We start from the raw sequence: 13,173 nt of genomic DNA, 5'->3' as shown, positions 1-13,173 counted from the left end.
GTTGAAAATGAAAAGCCAGCCTCATAAGAGCGCTGGCTTTTTTGTGGCATATACAGGGTTTACTGAAATGCTTTGAGCTCCACTAAACGCATGGATTTACCGACAGGAATATCAAACACTGCCCGCAGTTTGTTGGTGGTTACTGTGGCGAAATGGTCATGGTTAATGCCATCTGCGTACGGCGATTTGTGCTCAGCAACCGTTTGCCAATGTTGATTGACCCAAGCTTGCAGCTGGTAACGGCGCGGTGCAGCAAAACCACGGTCTTTCGCAAAAAAGCTCAGTTCAGCCTGACTGAGGCTGACGTTTTTACCAAAATCCACTTGATACCAATTTTCTGTTCTCCTGCTGGAGTTTGTGTCGGGATTGCGAGCATCCCATCCGTTGGCTAATTCTGGAAAGAACCACACGCGGCCATCAATTGCTTGATGTAGTTTGATGGGATCTTGATTGCTTGCGGCACTTGCTTTGGGAAAACCTTGCTTATCCAACTGCACCGCCAAATTTATCGGTGCTTTCACCGCCACAAGCGGCGCTTGCTCAATGTTAATCTTCAGAGGGGCTATCGTTTTGCTGTGGGCTGCGGCTTTGCCATCCACATATACTGTTAAGCCTTGCTCTGGATAACGTTGACCGGTTTTATCAAAGGTGATGGTAATTTGGTGGCCGTGATAGGGCACATCTTGTAAGGCAAAATAATCTAGCGCGCCGTCACCGCTATTAGGCACTAACGGGGCAACCACCACACTGTTATTCGGCTGCGGACGAATACCCACCAAGCCGGAGATAATCAAATCATTAAAGCCGGAGTGGAAGTAGTGATGACTGCGGTCGAGGCCAACAATCACTTTGCCGTTATCCGGATCATAATCCTCTTGCAGATCCGGCTGGCCGTTCATCATATGCAACGCGGCGTATTGCTCAAGCAAGCGCATATAATCGTGTTTCGTCACGCCAGCGTGTTGCTGATAATCATCCAGCAAGTTGGCCATCGCCGTCAGCACTTGCGTCGTTTGATAGGGCCAAACGGGGCCATTCCACTGGCATTCTGGCGCGCCAGTGGGCGTGAAGTAGCGATACTGCTTCATGTAATATTGATAGTCAGGCGTGACGGTGCGTAAGCCAAAGCGGCCTGCAAACTGCTGCGGATCCAGCAGTTGTTGCCATGAGCTTGTATATTGCGCGTTATCGGGCGCGAGCTTGTATGTCCATGGCAGATAGCCTTCCAGCTCAGGGCCGCGGACGAACTTTCCATAATGGACAAACTCATTGTCTTGCTGGTAGCGATCGGTGAAATGCTGCGTCTCACTATTCCATAAGCTTTGATTAAGCGTTGCTTGCAGGGTTTCAGCGCGTTGCTGATAGTCGGCGGCAAGGCGCTTATTACCCGCTAGATCAGCGATGTTAGCGATGGCACGCGCATTGGCCACCATGTAGCTATTGATGGTCGGGCGAAAGGCAAAGCCTTTAAAAAAGCCATCTTTGCCGCCGGAGGCATCAATCGATGAGATGGTGTATTCCGTGGCATCGGCAATCGGCTCGACCCAATACAGTCCTTGCTTGTCATCAAAGTGATCTTGCCACGCATCATAGATGGTCTGCATTTGCGGCAGCTGTTTTAGCAGCAAGGCTTTATCGCCATTGACTAAATAGTTTTGATAGCTGGCATCGGCAATTGCTTCCGAGAAATGGCGATCGTTACCGCCTTGGTACATAAAGTTGATGTAATCACTGGTGTAGCGGCGGTCGCGCAGCCAGCGGCCTTCTAGAATATGAAACACGGTGGCATCGTTGAGGCTGGCCCAAGGTTCCAGTTGCCAAGCGACATCATCTAAAAACTCGGTGGAGATATAACCACGGGCACCCAAATCGCGTTGATGGGCGCGGAACAGTTGCCAGCGGTAGTAATAGATTTTTTGCAGCAGCGGATCAGAGGCTTCAAAAAAGGGGATGTTGTGTTCATACCAAGCAGCATCGTTCCCGAAATGAGCAACGGCACTTTGGTGTTCATTAATGACTAAGACGCTTTGGCTTGCTGATACATGGGTACAACAGCAAAGCGCAGCCACCATTGATAGGGCTAGCTTATGCATAGGTGCTTCCTGCAAAGAGATGTCATGATCTGTGATGTGCTATTTTTAAATCGCACTATTTGTAATACAAAATAGCATACCGTTTTACGCCAAAATTTGTTGAGAGAAAAGGTGAGCTGACGAGAAAATACACTTTCGTCATGGGGCTAAGCTCAGTGATAACTGGCGGAACGGTAAAAAAATAGCCGTTAAAGCTGGCTATACTTGAATGGCATTTTCCGGCAGATGGGTAAGGAACTATCGATGACTCAGGCGTTTTCGTTGGACGTAGCGCGGCAACTTGCCATTAGTAACGACATTACCACACTGCAGTTTGAGCAGTTGTTACAACACATCAGTAACGATCCACAACTAAAGCTGTTTGCCCCCGATGGAGTGTGCCAAATCGACCCGCGCAACGGCAATCTGGTGGTATATAACTCGGCCCGAGCAAAGCGGCCAATGACCCACGCGGCGACTAGGGCATCATCTCAAGCAACAGACCATATGGCGCATCATGTCGCGGAAAAGCCCTGTCCAATCTGTAATGGCCAGAGCGCAGACATTATCGATATTGCCGAGCAGAGCGAAGGCTTTACCTTTATCAGTAAGAACCTCTATCCGATATTTCATCCGATTGAATATATCCCCGATGAGCTGCCGGACTATTTTCAGCACCAAGACCCGTACCATCAAGGTCGCGCCTCCTATGGTTTTCATCTGTTGCAGTGGACTTCATCAATACATGAGCGGGATTGGCATAATCTGCCGTTAGCCGACGCCATTATCTGTTTACGGCGTTTGGCCGCGGTGGAGGCAACGCTGCTGTATCAGCCCACCGACTTTATGGCGCAATCGGGTAAGCTGATGGAAGATAAGCAGGTGAGCGGTTATGTGTCGATCATCAAAAACTATGGCGCCAGTGCCGGCGCGTCGTTAGTGCATGGTCATCAGCAAATTGCCTACAGCAATATTTTGCCGCAGCACTTCTTTAATAATCTCTGTTTTCGCAAGCGCCATGATCGCGCCTTTAGCCAGTACATGATTGAGGAAAACCCGGCCGAATTACTGGTCAAAGATTATGGCGAGCTGCAGTTGATGGTGCCTTACTTTATGAAGCGGCCGTTAGATATGTTGCTGATTTTTAAAGACTGTCAAAAACGCTATTTGCATCAACTGGATGATGATGAGTTGTGGCAGTTAGCGCTCGGGATTCAACAGGCGATACGCGCCATTATGCAACTGATGACGGACATGGGCATGGAACCCGCCTTTAACATGATCATCAACAACGGACCTGGTTGCGGCTTGTATGTGGAGTTTTTACCGAAAACCCAGATGATGGGGGGCTATGAGCAGATTGGTTTATTTGTGTGTCAGGCAAATCCCTACGATAACGCTAAAACACTTCGCGCGCACATAGCGGCCGAAGACGCAAAGACTGTGGCGATTGCCGGTAGCGCCAGCACGGACTAAGCCGATTTTACTTTCCCGCAATAAAAAAACGCTGACATAACCCTATGCCAGCGTTTTTTATGAGGGGGCGCGTCAATGGTTACAACAAGCCACGACTTTTTAGCAGTGGTTTGATATCCGCATCTTTGCCACGGAAATCACGGTACATCTGCATCGGATCGCGGCTTCCGCCTTTAGATAGCAGTTTGTAGCGGAACGCATCGGCCGTCGCTTTATCGAAAATGCCGTGTTCTTTAAACGCTTCAAACGCATCGGCGCCTAAAATATCGGCCCAAATGTAGGAGTAATATCCGGCCGAATAACCGCTTGAGAAGATATGGCCGAAATAAGTGCTGCGATAGCGCGGCGGAATTTCCTCAATCAGGCCCATTTTCGCCAGTGACGCTTGCTCAAATTTGGCGGCATCACGTAACTTACTGTCAGTCAGACTGTGCCAGTCCAGATCCAGCTTAGTAGCGGCAAGGTATTCCACGGTGTTGAACCCTTGGTTGAACTTGCCCGCGGCCAGTGCTTTATCAACAAGAGCTTGGGGGATCACTTCATCGGTATCGATGTTGTGGGCAAAGTAGGCCAACACTTCCGGTTCGGTCATCCAGTTTTCATTCACCTGCGATGGGAATTCGACGTAATCACGCGGTACTGCCGTGCCAGCTTGCGAGTTGTATTGCACGTTCGACAACAGATGGTGCAGTGCGTGACCAAACTCGTGGAACACAGTGCTGGCTTCATCAAACGTCAGCAAAGTAGGTTTGCCGTTGATTGGCGCTGCCAAGTTGAGCACGTTCACCACAATCGGCGCGACGCGCTTGCCATTGACCATCTGCTGTTTACGATACGGGCTGGCCCATGCGCCGCTGCGTTTGTTATCGCGTACGTAATAATCGCCCATAAAGATGCCGAGCACACTGCCATCTTTATCTTTTACTTCAAAGGTGCGAACGTCAGGATGATATTTCGGCAGATCGCTACGTTCAGTAATCTCTAAACCGTACAAACGTTTGGCGGTATAAAACACGCCTTTAAGGGTGTTGTCGAGCGAGAAATACGGCTTGGTTTGTTGCTCATCAAAATCATACTTTTCAGCGCGAATTTTATTGGCATAGTAGCGCCAATCCCAGGCTTTGAGTTTGAATGGCTTGGGTGCGGCATTAATTAGTGCCTGCATCTGGGCGCGTTCATCTTTGGCTTTTGCCAGTGCTGCTGGCCATAGTTTGTCGAGCAGGGCATAGACGTTTTCAGGTTTTTGCGCGGTGCGCTCTTCCATCACGAAATCCGCGTGGCTGCGATAACCCAGCAGATGCGCTCGCTCAACCCGCAGCGAGGCGATTTTTGCGAGGATTTTTTTGTTGTCATGTGCGTCATCATGATCTGCTTGGGTGGTATATGCCTGATACATTTGCTGGCGCAGTTCGCGGTTGTCTGCGTAGGTCATAAACGGAATGTACGAAGGCTTCTGAATGGTGAACACCCATTTGCCGTCTAGGCCTTTTTTAGCTGCCGTAGTAGCGGCTGCGGCGATAATGTCATCCGGCAGGCCAGCCAAATCCGTTTTGTTATCGATCACCAGTTTAAAGGCGTTGGTGTCGGCCAAAATGTTCTCACGAAAACTCAGGCTTAGCTCGCTCAGCTCACTGTTGATATCGCGCAGTTTAGCTTTATCTTGTGCGTTGAGATTGGCGCCACCACGGCTAAAGCTCAGATAGGTATCTTTTAGCAAGCGCTGCTGTGCTTCGTTGAGTTTTAAGGTGTCGCGACTGTCGTACACGGCCTTTACCCGTTTGAACAACTCGTCGTTGAGGTAAATATCGTCGCTTGCTGCTGACAACATTGGCGCTAGTGTTTTCGATAGTGCCTTTATCTCGGCATTTGGATTGGCGGAGCGTTGGCCATAAAACACCAGCGAGACTTTGCTCAATAAGGGGCCCGCGTTATCCATCGCCAAAATCGTGTTGTAAAACGAGGGGGGCGCAGGATTCTCAGTAATGGCTTTGATATTTTGTGCGCGCTCTTTTAATGCACGTTCAAAGGCTGGCAGATAGTCACTATCGCGGATACGCGCGAAATCAGGAATTTCAAGATAGGTGCCCCAAGGATGGAAAAACGGATTAACGCGCACCAGTCCTTGGCTCTCCATGGTGACAGATTGCGCTTTGCTGCTGGTTTCTGCGGCGCTTAAGCAGGTGCTACTGAGCGCCATGATGACGCTGGCGGCAAATAGGGTGTGGCTGACTTTCATTCCATCCTCGTTGTGTCTTGCTATTTGCCCCATAGATAACATGTGTGCTGATGATTTGCTGGCGATTGTGCAGCCAAAGTTGTAACAAGGTTTTTACTTTGATTTATGTGCCGCGACCTTGTGGCAAGATAGCGATAGTTTTGGGTTGTCATAATGAATATGAGAAAAAGAATGTTGAAACAACTCCTTGTGTCTGCTGCGGTTACCGCGGCGCTTTCGTCAGCCGCAATCGCAAATACCGGTGGCACCACTATTCCGACTGGAAATGGGCAACACGTGAGCCCGTTAGCACAGCGCAGTGCCGATTATAGTGTGCGTCATTATGCGGGGGCTATGGAACAAACGCTGGCCGAATTCGTTAGTTTTAACACGGTGCGAGTCGATAACCTGACGCCGAACGATAATCCTCAATTCTTAGGCTTTAAGGCGGCAGTCAAAGCCAAAGCCGCCGAGCTGGGGTTTGATTACAGCGATCATGGTTATGTGTTGCTGGTGGGCTTAGGTGAAGATAAAGGCGGCGGTGCGCATAAACTTGGCATTATTACCCATGGCGATGTGCAACCAGCGGATCCAAGCTTGTGGCAGCAAAGCCCTTACGATATGGATACTACCTCTGAGCCGGGCAAACTCATTGGCCGTGGTACCGAAGATGATAAAGGCCCGATTGCGACGGCACTTTATGCCATGAAATCTATCAAAGATGCGGGGTTGCCGTTAAAACGCCGTATCGAGCTGATGATCTATCTCGGTGAAGAGTCAGATTGGGAGCCGCTAAAAGCATTTTTGCAAACCTATCAGCCGGGCGATATTAATGTCACCATTGATGCCGAATATCCGGTGGTGACCGCAGAAAAAGGCTGGAGCCAAATTTCGACCACAGTGCCAGCGATGGCGACGCCGGCCGGCGAAAACACGCTTACCGGGTTTAGCGGTGGTTCGTTTGCAAGCCAAATTCCGCAGCAGGCGCGGGCTGAGATTGCAAAGCCAACTGCGGCGCTTATCGAACAGTTAAAAGCTTTAGCTGCCGCGCAAGCTGAGCACAGCCATATGCACTACCAATTTTCACAGCAAGCGGGCACGTTGCTGATTGCCGCTGATGGTAAATCAGCTCATTCATCTACGCCGGAAGCTGGTATTAATGCGGTAAGTTATTTGGCGGATTTGCTGAGCAATGTCACTTGGCCGAAAACCCAAGCGTCAATGACTGTGGCATTTATCAATGAGCTGGTGGGCACTGGCTTATATGCGGAAAAATTCGGTGATATTGCCTATGACGATGCCTTTATGGGACCGATGTCGCTCGCCGTAACGGTAGTCAAACAGCAAGCCAGCGGCAGTGATATCACGCTAAATCTGCGTCGCCCAATTGGTAAAACCCCGGAAACATTAAAGCAGCAAACTGAGGCTGCGTTAACAGCATGGCAAGCAAAGCACAATGTTAACCTGCTCAATAGTCACAACTACTGGGGAGAGCCTATGGTGATGCAGAATGCGCCGCAACTGCAAACTTTGCTGGATGTGTTCGCCCATTTCAGTGGCATTCAGAGTGCCAAACCGGTGGCGATCGGTGGCTCGACTAACAGTAAGTTGTTCCCTAATGCACTCAGTTTTGGTCCTGCCATGCCGGGCGTGGAATATACCGGTCATAGCGAGCATGAGTTTATTACCCGTAAGCAGTTGCAACTGAATTTGAAAATGTACACCGCGGCGATGGTAGAGCTAGCGGTCAAACAGTAACGACACGGTGTGGCTTGATTGAGACACTAATAAAAACGGCTGAGGTGCAAACCTCAGCCGTTTTTTAATGTGGTTTAGTTTGGGATTTATTTACACACTAAAACCCGATACCGCTTTTTGCATATTGCGGCTAAGCCCTGCGAGTTCCTGACTCGATTGCGCTGTTTGAACGTTGGCGGCAGCCGTTTGCTCAGTATCATTACGAACATGAATAATGTTGCGGTTAATCTCTTCTGCAACACTATTTTGTTCTTCTGAGGCGGTGGCAATTTGCTGTGCCATATCGCTCACTTCACTGGTTAAGCCGGAAATATTGCCCAGTGCTGAACCCACGCGTTCAATCAGCTCGACCAGCTTATTGGTCGTCGCTTCACTGTTGGTCACTTGCTTGGCTGCAGTACCTGCCTCTTGCTGCAAGCGCACAATTAACTGCTCGATTTCAGTCGTCGACTCTTGAGTACGTTGAGCAAGGTTACGCACTTCATCAGCAACCACTGCGAAACCGCGGCCGGATTCACCGGCGCGGGCGGCTTCAATGGCGGCATTAAGCGCGAGTAAGTTGGTTTGCTCAGCAACACTCTTAATCACATCCATAATGCTGCCAATGTGGTTAGAACTTTCTACCACGGCGCTCATGGATGAAGACGACTGCAGCATCTCTTTGCTGAGGCCGTTCACTTGAGTGATTGTGTCAGTCACAATCTGATTAGCCTGTGCCGTTTCAGTATCAGTTTTGCGGATCGCGTCGACGGCATATTCAGTATTGCGAGCGACTTCAGCCACAGTCAGCGTCATTTCGTGCATGGCGGTGGCCACTTGATCGGTCTCAAGCTTCTGACGATTGGCACTGGCACTGGTTTGCTCGGTAACCGCAGATAAATCGGTCGCTGAAGCTGATACTTGTTGGGCGCTTTGCTGAATTTGGCTAACAACATCACGCAAGTTAGCGCGCATTGAGTCCATCGCTTCAAGCAGTTGTCCAAACTCGTCTTTGCGCTTACTAATGCTGATTTGCGTTAAGTCACCTGAACTGATGCGGCGGGCAAGATTAAGCACTTCGTTTAAAGGCGCGATTAAACGACTGGTGATCATCGTAGTGGCTAATAGTCCAATGATAACTGACACCACTAAAGCAATAACGACCAGAACATAAACGCGCTGTGTTACCGCATCACGTTCGGCCTGTAATTTGTCGCCTAGCTGCTTACCGAAGCTCAGCATTTTTTGCGCCTGTGCGCTAAGGGTCTGCTGATCACTGTGCAAGGTATCCTGAATGTCTTTGATATCTGTTGCTTTTTCCAGATAGCTTTCAAAGGCTTCATGTTCTTTTTCGAGCGCAGCTTTCTGCTCGTCAGTGCTCAACAGATCATGCAGTTTTTCGTAGCTGTCGGTATACTGCTCAACACTCTTATCCAAGGCGCTGGTTGAACTTTCACCTAATAAAATCGCAATCGCATTGTAGCGCGCACGATAATACGACAGACCTAATTCGGCGTAGGCTTGTTCGACTTCGGCAGAACTATTGCTGATCAAGTTGCGCAGGTTTTCCATCATCTGATTGGCAACTTTAACATCCTGACGCAAGCTCTTCTCGGTTTCGACTTTTTCATCAACGCCATCGCGCACGTCGCCAAACAATAGTTTGTAGTCTTCAATCATACGCAGGTTCTTGACTAACATCTCCTGCAGATCTGCATCAGTGATGATTTCCTGTGATGCCTTAATCATGGTGACAGCGCGATCTAGGCGCTCATCAACTTTGTCAGCGAACTTAGCGTTAAAGGTATTCACAAAGTCACTGCCAGCGGCATCAGCATCACTGATTCTTTGGCTAAATTCAGAGACACTTTCTTGTTGTTTGACGTGGGATTCGATCGTTGAAATTGCCCACATGGCAAATCCGCCAACGACCATGGTTAGCAGGATCACGGCACCGAAGCCGAGACCAAGTTTGTATTTCATCGCTAAGTCACGTAGCACCTTTTTCTCCCAGGATAAAAACTATTTTTAAATATTTAATTAGAATAATGAGCCTGGAGCAGGATATTGCATCTAGGCAAAGAAAGGAACAAAGGAGCGCCGCATAATTGGGGTTTTGATCGTACAAATGTGTAAAAAAGTATCACAATTTACCTTTGTCTGATGGATATGAATGTTTGCTGAAATTTCGTTAATCCGGCTTTGGCGAATGAGCAGCTGCAACAGCATGCTTATTTGTGTACTTAAGCCGTTGGCGATTAGTGCTTTTCATCGATTAATGTCCCTTGTGTCAATTTCATCAATTGCGGTTAATTGGGCTGATTGTGGGCGGATGGATAGCACCTGAGACAGGCATTGCACTGGACAGCGGCGTTCTGCTTCTCAATAATGAGCGCCTAGCGCAGCACCTTTGGCTGCTGCGGTGCAATGCTTTTACGAATAAGACCACATTAAACATGATTGTGGCGTGCATCATCTGATGCTGATGAAAGGAAGTTATTCATGAAAAAATCCCTTATTTCCCTCGCGTTAGCAGGTTTTTTAGCATTACCATCGACGGCAATTTTCGCTGAGCCTCAAGCCGAACACTATAATCTACAGCAGCAACGCAACAAGATAGTGCCAGTTCAAATGCCCGTTAATACTGCATTTCTGAACGATGAAGAGAAACAAGTCGTCAATAAGTTGATTAAAGCGGCCAAGTTGATGAGTGAAATCTACTTGCGTCAAATCAACGAACAAAACCCTCAAATCCGTGCGCAAATTGCCAGTTCTAACGCCTCAGATAAATCACTACTGCTGAATATGTTCGATGAGCACTTCGGCCCTTGGGATACGCTGGCGGCTGGACGTCCATTCTTTGGCGATAAGAAAAATGCACCGGGTGCTGGTTTCTATCCACAGGACATCACCAAAAAAGAATTCAATGACTGGATTGCCAAGCATCCAGAAGATAAAGCGGCATTTACTAGCTTGTACACCGTAATCCGTCGTGACGGCAATAAGTTGGTCGCAATCCCTTATTCACAGTATTACGCCAAATGGCTAGAACCAGCGGCCAAACTGTTGGAAGACGCAGCGCTGATTACTAAGAACCCAAGCCTGAAAAAATTCCTAGTGCTGCGCGCCCATGCGTTCCGTACCGATGATTATTTCACCTCTGAAATCGCCTGGATGGATCTGAAAGATACCCCAATTGAAGTGGCGATTGGCCCTTATGAAAACTATACCGATGGCTTGTTTGGCTACAAAACGGCGTTTGAGGCCTTTGTGACGATCAAAGACCCTGATGCATCTGCCAAGTTAGATCGCTTTAAGAAATATCTGCGTGATATGGAAGCCAACTTGCCGGTGGATGACAGCTACAAAAACTTTAAGCGTGGTTTTGAATCACCGATAGCGGTAGCAGATCAAATCCAAGGCGGTGGCGATAACGTACCAGGCGTGCAGACCATTGCCTTTAACCTGCCAAATGATGAAAAAGTACGTGAAGCTAAAGGCGCGAAAAAGGTATTGCTCAACAACGTGATGGCGGCCAAATTTGAGCGCATTATGAAGCCCATGGCGCAGCACATTTTGATTCCAGAACAAGCCAAGTTGTTGGATCAGCAGTACTTTGGTTACGAAACCCTGTTCCACGAGTTGTCACACTCATTAGGCCCTGGTTCTATTGTGAAAAACGGTAAACCCACCACGGTAGCCGCTGAACTGCAAGAGTTGTACTCAGGCATTGAAGAAGGCAAAGCAGACGTAATGGGCGCTTACAACATTCTATTTTTGATGAAGAAAGGTGAGCTGCCGATGGCAGAAAAAAACAATCTGCTTGCGACTTATGCCGCAGGTTTGTTCCGCTCGATGCGTTTTGGCGTGCATGAAGCTCACGGTATCGGCGCTGCATTCCAATATAGTTACTATGTCGATAAAGGTGCGTTGACTCGTCAAGCTGATGGTTTGTACAAAATTGACTTCGACAAGTTAGAGCAAGCTATCACAGATCTGGTACACGATGTGGTGGTCGTGCAGGGGGATGGTAATTATCAAGAAGCCAAAGCCTTCTTAACCAAATACGGTCACATTGATGATGGCGTGCGTGCAGTCAATGCCAGTTTGGGCGATGTGCCAGTCGACATTCAACCTCTCTATCCAGATCATATTTAATCGATGACGTAGCGTTATCTTAAGCTCGATAAAAAAGCAGCGAAGCTATCAATTTAGCTCGCTGCTTTTTCATTATCTGGTCCCAAAAACTAACGGCTTAAGATATCGATGATCTCGCGGGTCGTTTGGTTCAAGCGAAATAAGGTACCTTCAATATTGACGGTAATCAGGCCTTTATCGTCTAACGGTACAACGATACGTCCTCTATCATAGATATCACGCTCAAGAACATCACCGCGATGATAGCGTTTTTGCCATCCCGGTGGAAACGGTTTGCCTTGGGCGGCTTTCTTCTGTAGCCCAGGCGGTAACTCGCCATGATCATGTTTAGCAAATGCGACTGTTGGTGATAACAGCGCAATTGCAGTGACTAAGGTGACCAACGGTCTTTTTATTGCGTCCATTATGATGCTTCTCCTAACGCGTTTATCAATCGCCATTCGGCTTCTGAAACAGGTTGAATACTGAGACGATTTCCTTTTTTAATCAGAAACATCCCATTTAGTGCCGGATGTTGTTTCATCGCTGCCAAGGTCACCGGCTGATGAAAGGTTGAACGCCATTGAATATCTGTTGCAAACCAACGTGGTTGCTCAGGTGTTGACTTAATATCGAAATAGCTTGATTGCGGATCATAGGCTGTTGGGTCAGGGTAGCTGTGACTTATGATCGATGCCGTTCCCACTATGGCGGGTTGTTTACAGCTTGAGTGATAGAAGAATAGTTGATCACCTTGCTGCAATTCGTCTCTTAAAAAGTTTCTAGCCTGATAATTGCGAATGCCAAACCAACAGGTGCCTTGTTGTGCCGACTGTTGTAAATCTTCAATTGAGTACTCATCAGGTTCAGATTTGAATAGCCAATAACGCACAGCGCTTCCTAGATATTAGTAAATCATCGTTAAAGCTTAAGAATTTTTACGCCGGATCACCAATAATTCGGTTTAGATGTTAATAACCCCTGAGCTTTACAACAATAAAATAACAATGGCAGGGTGTGATGAAAGTTAATTGTGTAATTATATTACAAAATGAGGTGTGATGAATGAGGGGATATTTCTAGTGATAAGAGAACGACATGATAACCGAGGGTTATTTGCTATCTTGATGATAATGAAAACAAAAAAGGCTCCGTAACGGAGCCTTTTTAGGAAAACTTTTGCTTATTGACCACAAGTGTCACTTGCAATGTTTACTTTAGCAACCAGGTAGCCGGCTTGGTTGAAGTAGTTGTATGTAACACCTTTAGCCAGTGCTTCTGGAGCCAGGTTAGCACATGCACTTGCAGTAGTGTTTTCTGTCAGCTCTTTCTCTTTAACTTCGGTGGTGATGTAGTATTCAACACCTTTTGGCGTATACTGAGCGCGGGTTAATACGCCAGTATCCAGCGTCATAGGCAGTTGCAGAGATTCAACACCGCTTTGCAGTGAATCAGCGATAGTGCTTGCTGAACTCATGGTGGCTATGAGAGCTAAAGCTGCTACAGTTAATTTTTTCATGGTTTCTTCCCTCTATA

Annotated in this window: 9 protein-coding genes; 3 read left to right on the top strand and 6 right to left on the bottom strand. The window is 47.9% G+C overall.

The window, feature by feature from the left end:
* Nucleotides 1-59: 59 nt before the first annotated feature.
* Nucleotides 60-2,093: an MGH1-like glycoside hydrolase domain-containing protein gene (locus HR45_RS14425; protein ID WP_037444261.1), complete on the bottom strand. Its 2,034-nt coding sequence runs from the start codon at nucleotides 2,091-2,093 to the stop codon at nucleotides 60-62.
* A 243-nt stretch (nucleotides 2,094-2,336) separates the two neighbouring features.
* On the opposite strand from HR45_RS14425, the gene HR45_RS14420 reads away from it, so the two are divergent.
* Nucleotides 2,337-3,548 (top strand): hypothetical protein, encoded by a 1,212-nt coding sequence (locus tag HR45_RS14420; protein WP_052074759.1) that lies wholly within the window; start codon nucleotides 2,337-2,339, stop codon nucleotides 3,546-3,548.
* A gap of 79 nt (nucleotides 3,549-3,627) precedes the next feature.
* Here HR45_RS14420 and HR45_RS14415 read toward each other — a convergent pair whose 3' ends face one another.
* Complete coding sequence (locus HR45_RS14415; RefSeq protein ID WP_037444259.1) at nucleotides 3,628-5,784, bottom strand: M3 family metallopeptidase; 2,157 nt, start codon at nucleotides 5,782-5,784, stop codon at nucleotides 3,628-3,630.
* Nucleotides 5,785-5,955: 171 nt separating this feature from the next.
* On the opposite strand from HR45_RS14415, the gene HR45_RS14410 reads away from it, so the two are divergent.
* Nucleotides 5,956-7,521, top strand: coding sequence for a dipeptidase (locus tag HR45_RS14410; RefSeq protein ID WP_081933489.1), 1,566 nt, complete (start codon nucleotides 5,956-5,958; stop codon nucleotides 7,519-7,521).
* Between the two features lie 90 nt (nucleotides 7,522-7,611).
* On the opposite strand, the gene HR45_RS14405 is transcribed toward HR45_RS14410, so the two are convergent.
* A complete protein-coding gene (locus HR45_RS14405) occupies nucleotides 7,612-9,501 on the bottom strand; it encodes a methyl-accepting chemotaxis protein (RefSeq protein WP_037444255.1) in 1,890 nt (629 codons plus the stop codon).
* 501 nt (nucleotides 9,502-10,002) lie between these two features.
* Here HR45_RS14405 and HR45_RS14400 point away from each other — a divergent pair.
* Nucleotides 10,003-11,658, top strand: a complete 1,656-nt coding sequence (locus tag HR45_RS14400; protein ID WP_037444252.1) for a dipeptidyl-peptidase 3 family protein — start codon at nucleotides 10,003-10,005, stop codon at nucleotides 11,656-11,658.
* An 89-nt stretch (nucleotides 11,659-11,747) separates the two neighbouring features.
* Here the strand turns inward: HR45_RS14400 and HR45_RS14395 are convergent, their stop codons facing one another.
* The 3 genes from HR45_RS14395 to HR45_RS14385 all read right to left on the bottom strand — a co-directional run bounded on the left by HR45_RS14395 (nucleotide 11,748) and on the right by HR45_RS14385 (nucleotide 13,156).
* On the bottom strand, nucleotides 11,748-12,062 hold the full coding sequence (locus HR45_RS14395; RefSeq protein WP_037444249.1) for a hypothetical protein: 315 nt from the start codon (nucleotides 12,060-12,062) through the stop codon (nucleotides 11,748-11,750).
* Nucleotides 12,062-12,529 (bottom strand): EVE domain-containing protein, encoded by a 468-nt coding sequence (locus HR45_RS14390; RefSeq protein ID WP_037444246.1) that lies wholly within the window; start codon nucleotides 12,527-12,529, stop codon nucleotides 12,062-12,064. Before HR45_RS14390 ends, HR45_RS14395 begins: the two co-directional genes overlap by 1 nt.
* Nucleotides 12,530-12,820: 291 nt before the next feature.
* Nucleotides 12,821-13,156 (bottom strand): hypothetical protein, encoded by a 336-nt coding sequence (locus HR45_RS14385; protein ID WP_037444243.1) that lies wholly within the window; start codon nucleotides 13,154-13,156, stop codon nucleotides 12,821-12,823.
* Nucleotides 13,157-13,173: the final 17 nt, after the last annotated feature.

It is taken from the genome of Shewanella mangrovi, assembly GCF_000753795.1.
Lineage (GTDB): Bacteria > Pseudomonadota > Gammaproteobacteria > Enterobacterales > Shewanellaceae > Shewanella > Shewanella mangrovi.
This window is presented reverse-complemented; position numbering and strand designations above follow the sequence as displayed.